The 17041-nt window shown below is 40.6% G+C and carries 18 protein-coding genes; 7 read left to right on the forward strand and 11 right to left on the reverse strand.

Annotated elements, in window-relative coordinates; genetic code table 11:
• Positions 1 to 150: 150 nt before the first annotated feature.
• Together C1A09_RS01765 and C1A09_RS01770 are read left to right on the forward strand one after the other, a co-directional pair.
• Positions 151 to 1089 (forward strand): hypothetical protein, encoded by a 939-nt coding sequence (locus C1A09_RS01765; RefSeq protein WP_101542016.1) that lies wholly within the window; start codon positions 151 to 153, stop codon positions 1087 to 1089.
• Positions 1090 to 1192: 103 nt separating this feature from the next.
• Entirely contained in the window at positions 1193 to 1795 is a 603-nt protein-coding gene (locus tag C1A09_RS01770; protein ID WP_101542017.1) for a hypothetical protein, read from the forward strand.
• Positions 1796 to 1802: 7 nt separating this feature from the next.
• On the opposite strand, the gene C1A09_RS01775 is transcribed toward C1A09_RS01770, so the two are convergent.
• On the reverse strand, positions 1803 to 2195 hold the full coding sequence (locus C1A09_RS01775) for a PH domain-containing protein (RefSeq protein WP_101542018.1): 393 nt from the start codon (positions 2193 to 2195) through the stop codon (positions 1803 to 1805).
• A gap of 108 nt (positions 2196 to 2303) precedes the next feature.
• Here C1A09_RS01775 and nadB point away from each other — a divergent pair, with 108 nt between their 5' ends.
• The gene (gene nadB / locus C1A09_RS01780; protein ID WP_101542019.1) at positions 2304 to 3875 is read left to right on the forward strand and encodes an L-aspartate oxidase; all 1572 of its coding nucleotides are present in this window, start codon (positions 2304 to 2306) and stop codon (positions 3873 to 3875) included.
• Positions 3876 to 3959: 84 nt separating this feature from the next.
• On the opposite strand, the gene C1A09_RS01785 is transcribed toward nadB, so the two are convergent.
• From C1A09_RS01785 to rbr, 5 genes are all read right to left on the reverse strand, one after another.
• The gene (locus C1A09_RS01785; protein ID WP_101542020.1) at positions 3960 to 4748 is read right to left on the reverse strand and encodes a M48 family metallopeptidase; all 789 of its coding nucleotides are present in this window, start codon (positions 4746 to 4748) and stop codon (positions 3960 to 3962) included.
• Positions 4745 to 5164 carry a hypothetical protein gene (locus C1A09_RS01790; protein ID WP_101542021.1) on the reverse strand — a complete coding sequence of 140 codons (420 nt, stop codon included), beginning with the start codon at positions 5162 to 5164 and terminating at the stop codon, positions 4745 to 4747. The genes C1A09_RS01785 and C1A09_RS01790 overlap by 4 nt, the downstream gene beginning before the upstream one ends.
• Positions 5161 to 5565, reverse strand: a complete 405-nt coding sequence (locus C1A09_RS01795; RefSeq protein WP_101542022.1) for a DUF2752 domain-containing protein — start codon at positions 5563 to 5565, stop codon at positions 5161 to 5163. The genes C1A09_RS01790 and C1A09_RS01795 overlap by 4 nt, the downstream gene beginning before the upstream one ends.
• Before the next feature lie 18 nt (positions 5566 to 5583).
• The gene (locus C1A09_RS01800; RefSeq protein ID WP_101542023.1) at positions 5584 to 5919 is read right to left on the reverse strand and encodes a TM2 domain-containing protein; all 336 of its coding nucleotides are present in this window, start codon (positions 5917 to 5919) and stop codon (positions 5584 to 5586) included.
• A 392-nt stretch (positions 5920 to 6311) separates the two neighbouring features.
• Positions 6312 to 6890, reverse strand: a complete 579-nt coding sequence (rbr, locus tag C1A09_RS01805) for a rubrerythrin (RefSeq protein ID WP_101542024.1) — start codon at positions 6888 to 6890, stop codon at positions 6312 to 6314.
• A gap of 276 nt (positions 6891 to 7166) precedes the next feature.
• On the opposite strand from rbr, the gene C1A09_RS01810 reads away from it, so the two are divergent.
• On the forward strand, positions 7167 to 8843 hold the full coding sequence (locus C1A09_RS01810; protein ID WP_101542025.1) for a SulP family inorganic anion transporter: 1677 nt from the start codon (positions 7167 to 7169) through the stop codon (positions 8841 to 8843).
• A gap of 39 nt (positions 8844 to 8882) precedes the next feature.
• A complete protein-coding gene (locus C1A09_RS01815) occupies positions 8883 to 9794 on the forward strand; it encodes a DNA/RNA non-specific endonuclease (RefSeq protein WP_101542026.1) in 912 nt (303 codons plus the stop codon).
• Here the strand turns inward: C1A09_RS01815 and C1A09_RS01820 are convergent, their stop codons facing one another.
• Both C1A09_RS01820 and C1A09_RS01825 read right to left on the reverse strand, forming a co-directional pair.
• Positions 9795 to 10568 (reverse strand): radical SAM protein, encoded by a 774-nt coding sequence (locus C1A09_RS01820; RefSeq protein ID WP_101542027.1) that lies wholly within the window; start codon positions 10566 to 10568, stop codon positions 9795 to 9797.
• A 92-nt stretch (positions 10569 to 10660) separates the two neighbouring features.
• On the reverse strand, positions 10661 to 12670 hold the full coding sequence (locus C1A09_RS01825) for a helix-hairpin-helix domain-containing protein (RefSeq protein WP_101542028.1): 2010 nt from the start codon (positions 12668 to 12670) through the stop codon (positions 10661 to 10663).
• Positions 12671 to 12768: 98 nt separating this feature from the next.
• On the opposite strand from C1A09_RS01825, the gene C1A09_RS01830 reads away from it, so the two are divergent.
• Positions 12769 to 13404 carry a DUF4294 domain-containing protein gene (locus C1A09_RS01830; protein ID WP_101542029.1) on the forward strand — a complete coding sequence of 212 codons (636 nt, stop codon included), beginning with the start codon at positions 12769 to 12771 and terminating at the stop codon, positions 13402 to 13404.
• A gap of 95 nt (positions 13405 to 13499) precedes the next feature.
• Here the strand turns inward: C1A09_RS01830 and C1A09_RS01835 are convergent, their stop codons facing one another.
• Complete coding sequence (locus C1A09_RS01835; protein WP_101542030.1) at positions 13500 to 14033, reverse strand: RNA methyltransferase; 534 nt, start codon at positions 14031 to 14033, stop codon at positions 13500 to 13502.
• 488 nt (positions 14034 to 14521) lie between these two features.
• Here C1A09_RS01835 and nadA point away from each other — a divergent pair, with 488 nt between their 5' ends.
• The gene (gene nadA / locus C1A09_RS01840; RefSeq protein ID WP_101542422.1) at positions 14522 to 15460 is read left to right on the forward strand and encodes a quinolinate synthase NadA; all 939 of its coding nucleotides are present in this window, start codon (positions 14522 to 14524) and stop codon (positions 15458 to 15460) included.
• A gap of 100 nt (positions 15461 to 15560) precedes the next feature.
• Here nadA and C1A09_RS01845 read toward each other — a convergent pair whose 3' ends face one another.
• Both C1A09_RS01845 and C1A09_RS01850 read right to left on the reverse strand, forming a co-directional pair.
• On the reverse strand, positions 15561 to 16136 hold the full coding sequence (locus C1A09_RS01845) for a non-canonical purine NTP diphosphatase (protein ID WP_101542031.1): 576 nt from the start codon (positions 16134 to 16136) through the stop codon (positions 15561 to 15563).
• A 2-nt stretch (positions 16137 to 16138) separates the two neighbouring features.
• The gene (locus tag C1A09_RS01850) at positions 16139 to 17041 is read right to left on the reverse strand and encodes a YitT family protein (RefSeq protein WP_101542032.1); all 903 of its coding nucleotides are present in this window, start codon (positions 17039 to 17041) and stop codon (positions 16139 to 16141) included.

Raw genomic sequence — 17041 nt, forward strand, 5'->3', positions numbered from 1 at the left:
TTAGTTAATTATTAATTTTTGTGCAAGTTAGTAAAAAACCATCTTATTCCCGAATAAAAAATAGTTCTTTCTTTAGAAAGAGTTATCTTTGCCACATAGTACTATTCATAATAACTACACTAAACAGCCATTAACTAAACGACAATTGACATGAAAATAACTAAATCATTTTCATTTTTCTTTTTATTCGTACTTCTCTTCTGCCTACCGACAGCATGCAACGATGATGAAGACGAACGAATTTCCTCCATTCAAGAAGCTATTATGGAAGGTGATGCTTCCTCTTTACAGATAGACATGACACGCAGTAACTGGCGGATTGCTTCCGTAGCCAGTCTTGACGGTTTCATCATAGCAGATAAGCATAACAAGCCTTTGCGGCTGGAAGGACTGGGAAGTTTACAGCACAGTTATTTCGCCATCAAACGTGATAAAGAAAACACGCTTACCATCGAACTGCAAGAAAACTTCGACAAGGAAGAACGCGGTTTCATCATCAATCTTGAAATAAACACAGGATTTTACAAAGAACAAATCATCATACGCCAAAAACAATGTACCAGTTTCTACAAGTTGGAATCCATAACCTACAGCATGGAAGAAGGCGACGGAGTGGAAGAAGCTGAATCCCAACCTTGGGGAATGATTGTACACGACCATACCAATAATAACGGAGAAACTGTAAAAACTACTTTTTGGCCATTCTACAATGCATATATCCTCTACAGTTTCCATACTGAAAAAGAATCTCCTTTTAAATGGATAGACCCCGAAGAAGGCATTTACGTAGATATGCCAAAGCACATATCAAACGGAGAAATCATTTACGAAACAGACAAACGGAAATATGGCAGTTGGTTAACGTATGACAGCGATCTGAAAGAGAAAACATTTGAAGTGGATCAAGTAAACCAAAAAAAGAACACCTATTCTGCCGACATTTACTACAAACAGTTGCAACTGAGCTATATCTTGACCCTATCCCGGCCAAACAATGACATAAAGAAAGTCTTCAAAGGAAAATTGGTGAAAAAATATCCCTACGACTGTTCGCCGATACAACATAAGATAGAAGATCTTGAAAATTAGAACTAAAATCTAATGGGTTTTCAGAGAAAAAATTTTATCTTTGTAGAATATCGCTTCTCTCTTATAAAAACAGAGCCATTTTAACCGCTTAAAAAAGAGAACCATGAAACAAATCAATTTACTCCGTCAGTCATTATGTGGCATCTTTCTACTCTGTACCCTGGTTGCATGTAGCAATGATGAAGAAATAAACGAGAAATACTCATTCAAAGATATTCGATACTCCTTGGAAGAAGGAGATGGCGAAAGCTGTTTTGAAACGGAACTTCCCCTTGAAGTTACGGTAAACAAATCTTCTCAATCCAAATCGGTGATACATAAACCTTATGAAAACGAATGGGAAGAAACTACTTTTCTGAGTGATGACCCTGAAGCATTCACCTGGATGGGAAAAGAAGAAATATACGTACAAGCCCCTTTCACTATCTTAGATAAAGTATATGCCAATAATAATATGAAAGTGAAATATGGCGCGGAAACCATTCAAATCAAGAGTCCAAATAAATCCGATTCTTCAACCACTATACCTCCTCATTCAAAACTCACGATCGGAAGCATACTTACTTATAAAAGACTTACGGTCACCTATACAATAACGTTGACAGGCGAATACACAAAAACAGAAAAACAAATAAAAGGAAAATACATAAAGACCGTCCCTGCTTATCATAAAGCAACAATCAAGCTGGAAAAGCTGCCGGAATAATCGTTGATCATGGCATCCTTTCTTTTAGCAACCGGACAAACTCCTCCTCTTTCACCGGAAGTAGCGCCATACACTTGCCTCCTCCATATTTTATCAGTACGTAACGCATCACCGCAAATTTGCCTATTTGCATGGAGGAAGAACGCTCTACAGATATAATATCGTTCAACAAAATTTCTTTGCTGCGGATAAAACGCCCGAAGAATATTATCAACTTCCCATCGGTAGTTATGGTATAAGTCGTATGAATTAATTTTTCGATACAAACTATCAGCAACAACATGAACAGGATAGCCACAAGAATATGTTTCTCCCATAAACCATAGGCAGCAAGTCCTGCCGCTAAAAAAAGAAATACATATTGCCCGGCGGCAATGCGTGCGTGAAATATCCGGTCCATCTTGTCTGATTTTTGCCGCTAAGATAAGTCTTTTTGCGAATTAATACCCACAGAAAGCACAAGGAACGTACTTATTTTGTAGTTTTGCAACGTTAAATACACAAAAGTATGATAAGAAAGTTCGATTTCCTCGTTATCGGCTCCGGAATTGCCGGTATGAGTTTCGCGTTGAAAGTAGCGCATAAAGGAACGGTAGCCCTCATCTGCAAAGCCGGTCTGGAAGAGGCAAACACTTATTTTGCACAAGGCGGCATTGCTTCCGTCACTAATCTGGCGGTAGATAATTTCGAGAAACATATCGAAGACACCATGATTGCCGGCGACTGGATAAGCGACCGTACAGCCGTAGAAAAAGTGGTGCGCAATGCTCCCGAACAAATCAATGAACTCATTAAGTGGGGAGTGAACTTCGACAAAAAAGAAGGAGGAGAGTTTGACCTCCATAAAGAGGGAGGACACTCTGAATTCCGTATCCTGCATCATAAAGACAATACCGGTGCCGAGATACAAACCAGCCTGATTGAAGCCGTAAAGCAACATCCCAATATTACCGTATTCACCAATTTCTTCGCAGTGGAAATCATCACACAGCACCATTTGGGGATTATCGTAACCCGCTATACGCCCGGTATCAAATGCTATGGCGCATACGTGCTCAATGAGAAGACCGGTGAAGTAGATACTTTCCTCTCTAAAATGACCATCATGGCAACCGGTGGTTGTGAAGCTGTTTATCGCAACACTACCAATCCGCTGGTAGCAACCGGAGACGGCATCGCTATGGTCTATCGTGCCAAAGGTGCGGTAAAAGATATGGAGTTCATCCAGTTTCACCCTACCGCTCTCTATCATCCGGGCGACCGCCCTGCTTTCTTGATTACAGAAGCCATGCGCGGATATGGCGGCGTACTCCGCACGATGGATGGCAAAGAATTCATGCAGAAATACGACGAGCGGCTTTCGCTGGCTCCACGCGATATAGTGGCCCGCGCCATCGACAATGAAATGAAACAACGTGGCGACGAGCATGTTTATCTGGACGTCACTCACAAAAATCCCGAAGAAACCAAGAAACATTTTCCTAATATCTATAAAAAATGTCTCAGTATCGGTATTGACATAACCAAAGACTATATCCCCGTAGCCCCTGCTGCACACTACCTTTGTGGCGGCATCACGGTAGATCTGGACGGACAATCGAGTATCCGTCGCCTGTATGCCATCGGCGAATGTTCGTGTACAGGTTTACATGGAGGTAACCGCCTTGCCAGCAACTCCCTGATTGAAGCAGTGGTCTATGCCGATGCTGCCGCCAAACATGCACTGAGCGTATTAGAACGTTATGACTTCAACGAAGACATTCCCGAATGGAACGACGAAGGTACCATCAGCAATGAAGAACGTGTACTCATTACGCAGAGCATGAAGGAAGTAAACCAGATTATGGAGGCTTACGTAGGCATTGTCCGTAGCAATACCCGGTTGACACGTGCATGGAACCGTCTGGACATCTTATATGAGGAAACGGAAAAACTCTTCAAGAGCAGTAAAGCTACACGGGAACTTTGTGAACTGCGCAATATGATCAATGTGGGATATTTGATTACCCGCCAGGCTATGGAACGTAAGGAAAGCCGCGGACTGCACTATACAATAGACTATCCACACGCAAAAAAATAGTTTTCCACTTTTAGAGAGAATACAGTAAAGCGGCATTTGTATTGGTGTTCAAAACAAATGCCGCTTTTTTCATTCCGGCACTACTCACTTTTTCTTCTTCAGTCCTTCCCACTCCTCCTTTGTGAGAATATTGTGGTAATCTTTGTGATATCCGCTTTTATCGACTATCTCATTGATAACCTTATAACGCTCTTCCGAATCGGGATGAGTACTGATCCATTCGGTGAAACCCGGTAAATTTGTCTCTTGAGGAAGATTATGAAGAAATTCCGCAAGCCCGCGCGGATTCATTCCCGCCTTCATCAGATAATGGACGGCAGTCTCGTCGGCTTCACGTTCCAAAGTACGGCTGTAGGCTGTAGAAGAAAGTACCTGTACCAATTGCCCCAAAGCCTCAGCCCCTTGGCTGCCCCCAATCATGGCAACCAACGTAGAAAACCCTATTTCTTTCATCAGCTTATCCATGACATGCCCTTTCTCGATATGAGCCACCTCATGTGCCATTACCCCACACAACTCACCCTCATCGTTGCATTGCGACAGCAGTGAAGTGTATATCACCAGATGATTGCCTGGAAACGCGAAAGCATTCACCTCTTCGCTCTCTATTACATGAATTTCTATCTTGTCGCGAGAAATATCATTGGCACGGCACAATGTAGACAACAAAGTATCCAACGGAGCCATAACGGATTTCTTCTCCACAAAAGTCTGGGTCTTGGAAAACAAATCCCAATAGAGCTCTCCTATCTTCTCTTCAATAACCGTTTCACGCAAGTGGAACACGGACAACCAGTCCACCCGTGAAAAGGCAAACAATACAGTCATGAAAAGCAGTATTGAAACAAGCGATTGATATAAAAACTTCTTCATCGGGGCTTACATATTAAGTCGGTTAAGGCAGCAAAGACATACCACTCCACCTGTTTGCCCTTACGAATGGCAATCAATGTATGGAGAGTAGCTATGAAATCTATTGCATTGAACAGTACTACCGTAAACAGATAAGCAAAGTAAAAGGAAGACAAATCCATGTTACCGATCAGGATCCTCACTGTCCACCAGAAAAGGCAACTATTGGTGAGAAACAACGGAAACTGCGAAACAAGAGCCTGTGTACAATGCCAACGCACAAAATATGTACTCCTGCGATTGCCGAAATAGAATACCACTGTAGCAATCAAGTTGACAATAGGAAAAGGAAGTCCCACCATAATGACCAGTAAAGACATCAAATAACCGTTTGATGCAGTTTCCAGCTCATGTTCTTGAGGAGTATAAGTAATCATAGTTCTTTCAAGATATTCCAAAACCAGTTTATCAGTACCAAGCCAAGAAAGATAAAAAATATACTTTTTTGTTTCAGTGTCTTCTCCATCCGGTTATAGAAGTGATACAATGAAGATTTGCGGCGTAGCAAATCCAATGCAAGCCACAGAGGAATCACCACCAGTAATAAAGCCAATAAGATTCCGTTAGGATTAAGATAAAGAGCCGCCTGCCAGTCTCCGTTCAACAAGGCCATGACAGACCTTGTAGAACCACAGGCAGGACACGGAATATGAAGCAATTGCCTGAACAGACAACCACTCCATATCTGATTTTCGGGAAACAGGAGTGATATGGCAATCCATATATATCCGGCAAGGCACGCAAATGCCAAGAATATATACAGCTTCCTTTTACTCATGTTCGAAGCCGGACGTCATTAAATCAGAGATTGCAGCTTCTGAAAATTCTTATCACGTGTAGCACCCATAATCAAGAACCAGTCTACAATAGACCAGATACCCAAACCACCGCAAGTAAGCAGCTTGCCCACACCGAGTCCTGTATCACCGATAAAGAAACGGTCAATCCCCAGCGAACCTCCGATCAAGGATATAATCAGGGAAATAGTAGGATCCTTGAACTGCAACATTTGTATCATCGGCCATTTGGAATCGTCCATTCTAAGCAAAAGTTCGCGGATAGTCATCATCTGATAATCATTAAAGAATTTGTTGTTTGCCATCATAAAGGCATCTACTTTCTGTGCATCCATATTTTTGTTTCTTTAGTATTAAATAATAATCGCAAAGATAATATTGTTTAAAATACAAACTTTCTTTTTTCTCGTTTTTTTGGTCTATCAAGAAAAAAACTTTCTTTCTATAAGGCAAAAATAACGATTTGGAAGGTAGAACTCCATAATTATCAACTTTTAGCGAATGGCTTAATATCTCATTTGTAAATCATCAGAAGTCAAGAAGAGAAAACATAAGATATATAGTCGGGAAAATTGTACCTACACATACACAACATCCCCATGTTTTACTATAAAACATGGGGATGTTGTGTATGAAAACACCCGGATGTTATGGGGTAAAACATGGGGATGTTATGGATGTCCAGTCTTAATAAGGAAAGAACTATGCCTTAATACGGCCAAACATCTTAATAGTTTTCCTTCTTGATCTCGAAGTAAGCCTGCGGATGCAAACAAGCCGGACATACCTGAGGAGCTTCTTTGCCGGTATAGATGAAACCGCAGTTACGGCATTGCCATACTACTTCACCTTCTTTTGCAAATACAGAAGCCGTTTCGATATTCTGGATGAATGCGCGATAACGTTCTTCGTGGCCTTTCTCTGCAATAGAGATATTGCGGTACATGGCAGCAATTGCAGGGAAACCTTCCTGCTCTGCTACATCGGCAAAGTGAGGATAATCCAATGACCATTCTTCATGTTCGCCTGCAGCGGCAGCCTGCAGATTTTCCAATGTAGTGCCGATAACACCTGCCGGATAAGAAGCGGTGATTTCTACCATACCGCCTTCCAAGAACTTGAACATACGCTTTGCGTGTTCCTTTTCCTGATCGGCTGTTTCCGTGAAAATGGCAGCAATCTGTTCGTAACCTTCTTTCTTAGCCACACTTGCAAAATAAGTATAACGCATTCTTGCTTGTGATTCACCGGCGAATGAAGTCAACAGATTTTTTTCTGTCTGAGTTCCTTTAACACTTTTACTCATAGTCTCTTTTTTATTAGTTAATGTAATTACGTATAAATATCGTTCGTATTGTTCTTTTCGTTAATACAAAATTATGCATTTACTTCGGAATAACCACAGTTTACTCTATCAGATTTATCTATCATAAGATAGAAAATATCTATCACACCGGATAATAAAAACAAAAATCAAGATGTTTATGTTCAATAGTATATATAAATCTACACTTTTTTATTTACTTTTGCAGTCCGTTTATAAATCTCTGCATCATGCAGAGTGGTAAAAGTAGATTAAAAAATGAAAGCGTTCGAATTCAAACCAAAGCTATACACGGCTTTAAAAAATTACTCGAAAGAATTATTCATGGCAGACTTGATGGCAGGTATCATTGTGGGTATCGTTGCTCTTCCTCTTGCCATTGCGTTTGGTATCGCCTCAGGTGTATCACCTGAAAAAGGTATTATCACGGCTATCATTGCCGGTTTCATCATTTCCCTTTTTGGAGGAAGCAAAGTACAGATCGGCGGACCTACCGGTGCCTTCATCGTTATTATTTATGGTATCATCCAGCAATATGGAGAAGCGGGACTGATCGTAGCAACGTTGATGGCAGGTATCATCCTCGTTCTGCTGGGAGTGTTCAAACTGGGAGCAGTTATCAAGTTTATTCCTTATCCCATCATTGTGGGCTTCACCAGCGGTATTGCCGTCACTATCTTTACTACACAGATTGCCGATGTCTTCGGACTGAATTTCGGGGATGAGAAAGTTCCGGGAGACTTCATAGGAAAATGGATGGTTTACTTCCGGCATTTCGACACGGTGAACTGGTGGAACACGATTGTAAGTATTGCCAGTATCATTATTATCGCCATCACTCCCAAGTTTTCAAAGAAAATACCGGGTTCGCTCATCGCGATTGTCGTAGTGACCGGAGCTGTTTATCTGATGAAAACATACGGAGGTATCGATTGTATCGATACAATCGGTGACCGCTTCAGCATCAAAGCCGAACTTCCGGATGCCGTGATGCCTGCTTTGGATTGGGAGGCGGTTAAAAACTTATTTCCTGTGGCCATTACAATCGCGGTACTGGGCGCTATCGAATCATTGCTTTCGGCTACCGTGGCAGACGGTGTGATAGGCGACAAACATGACTCTAACGTGGAACTGATAGCCCAAGGCGCAGCCAACCTGGTGGCTCCCCTGTTTGGCGGTATTCCTGCAACCGGTGCCATTGCCCGTACCATGACGAATATCAACAATGGAGGTAAGTCGCCCGTTGCCGGCATAGTACATGCAGTGGTATTGTTGTTGATTTTGCTATTCCTGATGCCGTTGGCGCAATATATTCCAATGGCCTGCCTTGCAGGGGTACTGGTTATCGTATCCTATAACATGAGCGGATGGCGTGTCTTCAAAGCGCTGTTAAAGAACCCGAAATCGGACGTTACGGTATTGTTGATAACCTTCTTCCTGACTGTTATTTTCGACTTGACTATCGCCATTGAAGTAGGCTTGGTCATTGCTTGCGTGCTGTTTATGCGCCGTGTGATGGAAACGACCGAAATATCTGTAATCAAAGATGAAATAGACCCGAATGCGGAGTTGGATATCGCAACCAACGAAGAACATCTGATTATCCCGCAGGGGGTGGAAGTATACGAAATCAATGGCCCGTATTTCTTCGGTATCGCTACCAAATTCGAAGAAACCATGGCACAGCTGGGCGACCGTCCCAAAGTGCGTATCATCCGTATGCGTAAAGTGCCTTTCATCGATTCTACCGGTATCCATAACCTGACCAATCTTTGCCAGATGTCACAAAAGGAAAAGATAACCATTGTACTCTCCGGTGTCAACGAGAAAGTGTACAAGGTTTTGGAAAAATCAGGTTTCAATGAATTATTGGGAAAAGAAAACATCTGTCCCAACATTAATGTGGCGTTGGATAGGGCGAAAGGACTGTTGTGAGTTTCGTAAGTCCATCCGGACAGAACATAAGAAAATATTATGGTACGGAAGAGAAAAAAGAAACAGCCCAAAGGTAGAGGTATTATCTATTTCATAGCGTTGTTGTGCATTATCTGTCTTACGTTTGAACCAATAACGAAGGCATTGCACATCAACCTGCCCGGTACCGTAACCGAAGCCGTTACGGAAAAGGTACCCGGAAAGCACCAATCTGCGGGGAACACATCTTCTAAACTAAAACCTGTCACCAAGGTACCTGCCGGAAAAGATATCCTGCATCCTGCTCCTTTGAAAAATACTTCCGAACAAATTCTCCACCGGAAGGGATATACCGTATCTTACAATAAAGAACGGAAAGTACCGAATTGGGTAGCATGGGAACTGACTCCTAAGAAATTAATAGAACGCGAAAGCCGTACGGACAAATTTCTGCCAGATCCTGACCTGCCCGAAAATGAAGCGGTAACTACACATGATTACAAAGGTGCCGATATGGATCGTGGCCACATGTGTCCGGCGGGAGATAACCGCTGGCATTGGAAAGCAATGCAGGAAAGTTTTTATATGACGAATATCTGTCCGCAAAATCATAATCTGAACCGTGGCGACTGGAAAGAGCTGGAAGAAGATTGTCGTAAATGGGCCCAAAAAGAAGGCAAAATCTATATCGTTTGCGGTCCTGTGTTTTATAAACAAAAGCACCGCACTATCGGTAAAGAACACCGCATAACTGTTCCCGAAGCTTTCTTCAAGGTGATACTCAGCATGAAGGGTACTCCCAAAGCCATCGGTTTTATCTACAAGAATACTTCGGGAAATCATCCTCTGGATGCTTACGTCAATTCTGTGGATGAAGTGGAACGTATTACGGGAATTGACTTCTTCCCTGCCCTGCCGGATGATATCGAAAAGAAAGTGGAGGCTGAATATGACTTAAAACAGTGGAAATAGCTAATAGGAAACGCTTACTGCTATTCCCGCTTCTCTGACCAAAGCTGCTATACGGTCCAGTTCTTCATGAGTAGCTTTCTGCAAATCATGGTCGGGTGTCTCGCGGTCGATGGTATAAATCATTACTTGACGAGGTGCAATCTCTTTGACTGCTTCCAACCAGGGAAGAACATATTTATCGGAGGTATTATCTACATCTTTACCTTGATGACCTCCCTTGAGGAACATGGTTTGAATGATGCAGTTACCTTTGAAAGACTTCATGTTCCCAATGATTTCACGAACAGAGTAATGTCCTGCAGGACGATCCACCTCATGGATATACCCTTCATCTACCGTATCCAATTTTAGGATATTATTATCTATCTTGTTCAATGCGTTGAATACCGCAGGACGATGAATGAAAGTGGAATTAGTAAGCACACTGACCTTGGCATTTGGAAAATACTTATCGCGCAATGCCAGCGTATCTTCTATAATCTCCGGAAAATGAGGATGGGAAGTAGGCTCACCGTTTCCGGCAAAGGTCAATACATCGGGGGTAGGACCGTTCTGCCGCATATCCAACAGACGAGTTTCGAGTGCTTCACGAACTTCCTCACGGGTGGGCAACGCCTTGGAGGGACGATGGTCTTTATTGAAACCACACTCGCAATAAATGCAATCGAAAGTACATACTTTACCGTCTGCCGGCAACAGATTAATTCCTAAAGATACTCCCAACCGGCGGGAATGGACAGGACCGAATATGGGAGACGGATAAATAACAGTCATTTTATTTACAATTTACGATTGATCTCATTTAACTAAATAGATATTTATTACAAATATATCTACTTATCCTACTAATTTAGCGGCAAAGTTAGTTAAAACTTAATACGAAGTTGCATTTGCAAGTCTGCTTTTTTGTCTCCTTGTATCAAGTCGTTACCGGAACCGATAGTTTCACGGTCTTGGTAAATGGTTTGTCCGAACTTAACGAGAAACATGAAAGTTTTGTTCAAATCGTAGCGTAGATGGGCAGAATAACGGAAACCCGTACCATAAAATGAAGGTACATAAAAGGTATTCAATAATCCTTTTTCGTAGGTGTAAATACGCGAATCGTAATCATCTGTATGGAAATAGGTTCCTTGAACAGAAACAGATAAAGAGAAACCGGGAAAAGCATATCCACAGGACTGTGTGCACTGATATCCCCGGCTTCGTTCTTTTCCTTGAGAATGAAAGTGGTTGTAATCTAACGTAGTTTGTAATTTCCAGATATGTGGTGTATATGTAAGCCGGTAACGAAACCGATGTTGATAGATGGGTAAAATTGTTTTTCCATCTGTTCCGGATACGTCCCTCTCCTTTTGCTTATATCTATAATTAAAGTACATAGACAAATTCCGTTTGAGAGAATAGGAAACCTGAAACAAGACGTCTACTCCTTGCGATGGTTTACTGATACGGTATTTCCACCAGGGAAAAGAGAATAAATCGAAAGAAACAAAGAACTTCCAATGAGGAAAAGGATTTGCTTCTGTAGCCAGATACCAACCGTTTTCATTTTGAGGTGTACTGCTTTCTCCGAAAGAACGGGCAAAGAAAGACCAGTAATTATATGAATAATAACGATGAATCAACAACAGTTGATAACCTGTTAATAGTTTGTACTTCAATTGATTTAACAGGGCATAACCACTTTTTCCCATCGCAGCCTCCCCTACCCATGCCAATCGTCCCAATCGGTACTTATAATCGACTCCCAGATTATAAAAGTAGTTTCCATGCAGATTATATCTGGCATATTTATTCAATTTGGGTTCGTATGGATGATTAAAGAAATAATAGATACCTGTAAAGCCCAATTTCAACTTATTCTTTTCATACGTCAAGTTTCCACCCATCAATTGCAAAGAAAATATATTCTTTTTATCGGCTTCTTTCTGTGTACGATGGAGTCCCGTTTTATAAATGGAAGTGATTTCTCCATCTTTCAGTACTCCATCCATGGAACGATGAGAATAAAAGACAGACATTTCCAAAAAAGAAAGTATTCCTATCGTTGCGGCTGCTCCGCGAAAGTAATTGTATTCATCTGTAGAACTATGTTTCCGAATACCTCCGGTGCGGTATTCAGATGTAGACAAAGAGAAAGTTTTACCTAAACGAAAATCAGTACTAAGTACCAATCCTTGACCGAAACTCAACCGATAATTACCTAATGCCAAAGACTTCAGTCGTCTTAAATTCTTAAGTAAAAAATAAAAGGAACAATAATCATAGCCCTTCCGGTTATGCAAAGCAAAGAGAGGTTCACCTGCATCTTTTTCACTAACAACTCCTGTTTGAAGATATTCTCCATAGTGAAAATTATAACGAAAAGAATGATACATGGACGGTCCCAAGTAATTATTTTTGTATCCTTTACGAGTATATAAAGGAATATCCAACCGTGTCAATACTTCTTGTTTGCCATATTTCAGAAGAGTTTTAAGAGAAGGATAATTAAAAGACATCTTAACCGGTTGTACGCAGACAAAAGGTAAGAGTAGTTCGATGGTGTACTTATCCATCTCCTCCACCAGTTGTAACTCATAAACAGTCTGCATCTGTCCGTGTATATAGATATAAGCCAATATATTTTCAATTTGGATATCAGTGAGAAAAGGAAACTGTTCTAATTGCTGCTTGGTGGCACTATTGATATTGATGGGTTCTTGTAAATGACGGGAAAGTTCTTCCAATTCATTTTCCCAATTCCTTTCTTCTCCATCCATGGAGAGTTGTTCGAGGTTCTCTTCCCAAAGAGACACGGTTGTATTTTGAGCTTCAAGTACAGGAGTCATCAACAGCATACTTACAAAGACTCCCATCTTGAAAAACTTCATTCGTAACAGGCTACTTTTAATTTTTTGGAAAGCGAAGTTACCTTAAATAAGTTAATTGAACAAGGAAAAACGAAAGCATCGCAACAACATTTCACAGAATGGTGTACTTTTGTGTCATGAACATACGGCCTAACATAGTAATACTCATCTTATTCCTACTTTTTGGAAACCGGATATGCCTCGCTCAGCAACAATTACCAAAAGCTGATGTGCAAAAAAGTATTTTATTGACTCCTATGTGCATATATGAAGGCGATACTATTCCTTACGTCAAACTTCCCACTGTCTATATATTCAAGCCGCTTAAGTTCAAAAACAGGCGGGATATGGCAAAATACTATAAACTCATCCGGGATGTAAAGAGAGTACTCCCTATCTCTAAGGAAATCAACCGTGCCATCATCGAAACATATGAGTATCTGCAAACCATTCCTACTGAAAAAGCACGGCAAAAACACTTGAAAGAAGTGGAAAAAGGACTGAAAGAACAATATACACCTCGTATGAAAAAACTATCGTTTGCGCAAGGCAAACTGTTAATTAAATTGGTTGACCGGCAAACTCATTCAACGTCCTACGAATTGGTAAAGGCTTTCATGGGACCTTTCAAAGCAGGTTTCTATCAAACATTCGCCGCATTGTTCGGTGCCAGCCTGAAAAAGCAATATGACGCCCAAGGAGACGATGCACTGACCGAACGGGTGATTTTAATGGTAGAGAACGGACAACTTTGACAATCTTATAAATTTATCCCCGTCTCGCATGCCCGTAATATCTACATTCCGCGTTTAACCTATAATTCTATCAACAAAAGTTATGAACTGCTTTGTTACGATCTTAGTTTATTAAATAAATCCCAAATAACAATACCGGCCGTGACGGATACATTCAATGAGTGTTTTGTGCCATATTGAGGTATTTCAATACAACCATGAGAATGGTCAATAACTTCCTGTTGAACTCCTTTCACCTCGTTTCCCATCACTATGGCATACTTCTTATCTTTGTCCAAAACCAGTTCATTCAGCATGATACTGCCTTCTGCCTGTTCCACAGAATACACTGTGTACCCATTTTTTTTAAGGTTATCAACCGCTTCCACAGAGTTATTAACATACTTCCAATCGACAGTGAATTCAGCTCCTAAAGCTGTTTTATGCATTTCAGGATGAGGAGGAGTAGCTGTAATGCCACAGAGATAGATACATTCAATGCGAAAAGCATCGGAAGTACGAAATACGGAACCTATATTGTGTAAACTACGGATATTATCCAACACCACTACCAAAGGTAATTTATCAGCTTCCTTAAACTCCTCTATACTAATACGATTCAGTTCTGTTATTTTCAGTTTGCGATTCATATCTATTGTTGATTTATCACAAGTTATTATTTCTCCGGCAAAGATACTTCTTTCCGTTTATATCCCGGTTAATAACCGTTGAAAACGTGTCAATACCCAAGGGAAAGATTTTTAGAAATAATACTTGCATTATTCAAAGGTTCACATAATAGATACCATAAACGAACAAACCAAAAAAGTTAAGAGAAACTTTCAATAGTTGTTTAAACACATTTTTCAGTCTCATTTCACTAATAAATACTTCTAAAGTTATTAACTTTGCAGTTTATCAACAAGCTGTTAATGAAGTGAAGTTATAGAACAGTATAATGCTTATTATCAATTGATATGATTTAAAAATCTTTTGTTCATAATCAATGAGTAAAGTTTTGTCTTATACTAATAACTTCACAGGCAAGAAAAATCGTATTTACTTGTACACACTATTAACAGCCTATCATCACTATCAAAAGATTTTTAAAGAAAAAAGAGAAATAAAAAATATAATTATGGATAATCTTATAGAAGCTATCAAACAGCTGAAGAAAGAGAAGAATGCAATCATTCTTGGACATTACTACCAGAAAGGTGAAATACAAGATATAGCCGACTATGTGGGCGACAGTTTGGCATTAGCGCAATGGGCGGCCAAGACCGAAGCCGATATCATAGTGATGTGTGGTGTACATTTCATGGGTGAGACAGCCAAAGTACTTTGTCCGGAAAAGAAAGTATTGGTACCCGATATGGCAGCAGGCTGTTCGCTGGCAGACAGTTGTCCGGCCGATAAGTTTAGTCAGTTTGTCAAAGAGCATCCCGGATATACGGTGATATCATACGTGAACACAACAGCTGCAGTAAAAGCAGTGACCGATGTGGTAGTAACTTCTACCAATGCCAAGCAGATAGTAGAAAGTTTTCCCAAAGATGAGAAAATAATCTTCGGTCCGGATAGAAATCTGGGTAATTATATTAACTCTGTTACCGGACGGAGCATGTTATTATGGGATGGTGCCTGCCATGTACACGAACAATTCTCGGTTGAAAAGATTGTTGAATTAAAACGGCAGTATCCCGATGCAGTTGTATTGGCGCATCCTGAATGTAAGAGTACAATTTTGAAATTGGCTGATGTAGTAGGTTCTACTGCCGCTCTATTGAAATATGCCATAAACCATCCTGAAAAGAGTTATATTGTAGCTACAGAGTCGGGTATCTTGCATGAAATGCAGAAGAAATGTCCTCACACAACCTTTGTTCCTGCTCCTCCTAACGATAGTACTTGCGCTTGCAATGAATGTAACTTTATGCGTTTAAATACGTTGGAAAAGCTTTATAATTGCCTCAAGGATGAAACTCCTGAGATAAAGGTAGATGCTGAAATAGCAGAAAAGGCTGTAAAACCTATTAAAAGGATGCTGGAGATATCGGCAAAACTGGGGTTGTAATGTGTGCTAATATGCTAATGTGAGAATGTACCAATTATCTTGCGAAACAATAGTATTTCACGATTACAGTGTAGCCAATTGGCACATTCTCACATTATATTCATTTTGATAGGAAATTACAGAGTTTGTTTGTTGCCAATGCCCGGTGACTGATTTTATTCTTCAATTCATTTCCCATCTCAGCATAAGTCTGTGTGTATCCTTCGGGAATAAATATAGGGTCATATCCGAACCCTGAGGTACCACGTCTGTTTTTCGTTATTACACCTTTTACGATACCTTCGAATAAATGATCTTTCCCGTCAATGATAAGGGCAAAGACGGTACGGAATTGCGCTTTGCGGTTTTCTATCCCTTCCAAGTCGGACAACAGTTTTTGCATATTAGCCTCTGAATTGTGTGCGTCTCCTGCATAACGTGCCGAGTAAACTCCCGGAGCTCCATTCAATGCCTCTACTTCCAAACCAGTATCATCGGCAAAGCAATCCAAATGATAGTTGTTAAAAATATACTTGGCTTTTATCAAAGCGTTTCCTTCCAATGTATCTGCTGTTTCGGGGATATCAACATTACAATTGATATCTTTCATGCTAAGAAGTTCAATTTTACTACCTAAGATAGTACTGACTTCTTCCAGCTTGTGGGCATTGTTGGTGGCAAATACAAATTTCTTCATTTTTATTTTCCTTTCAATTTATCAAATCCTTCTCCATAGACACCGATGACTGAGCTTTGTGAAATAAATGCATTGGGGTCTATATCCTTCACCAATCGGAATATTTCAACAGACTGACGTTTGTAGGCCAGTACGACCAATACTTTTACATTGTGTTTACTATACCAGCCGATACCGTCGAGCACAGTTACACCACGATGTGTCTCTTTAGTGATACGGTCGGCAATCTTTTCATATTCTTTAGAAAATATGAAGAATTGTACGGATTGGCGGGCACCATTGACAACATAATCCAATACAAATCCAATAACAAACAAGGTTACAAAACCAAATATAACTCGTCTCCAATCGTTGAAAATGAAGTAACAAGAACTGATGATGATAAAGTCGCAAGCCATAATCATACGTCCCAAAGTAACGTCACGATATTTGTGGATAATAGCGGCGATGATATCGGTACCTCCTGTACTTCCGTTGCAATTGAATACAATTCCTAAACCTATACCACACATCACGGCACCTATCAGACATGCCATGAAATCTTGTCCCGGTCCCAGTATTTGTGGAGGTATTCCGTCTGCTCCGTTGACCAGAACCTGAAAGAACCAAAGAAAAAAGGTCAGTCCGAAGATGGCAAAAGTAGTCTTTATACTGAACTTAGGACCCAGGATTTTAATGGCAAATGTCATCAAAACTGCGTTGATGATGAAATACGACCATTGAATGGGAAATCCTGTAGCATAGTAGATGATGGCGCCGATACCGGTAGTACCTCCAGTAGTAATTTGATAGGGGATAAGGAATGCAGCCCATCCTAATGCATAGCTAATGAGTCCGAAAGTAATTAAAAGATAGTCTTTTAACTCTCTTCTTATTTCCGCTTTGGTTGGTTTTGTAATTGGCAT

It is taken from the genome of Bacteroides cutis (assembly GCF_900241005.1).
GTDB classification, from domain to species: domain Bacteria; phylum Bacteroidota; class Bacteroidia; order Bacteroidales; family Bacteroidaceae; genus Bacteroides; species Bacteroides cutis.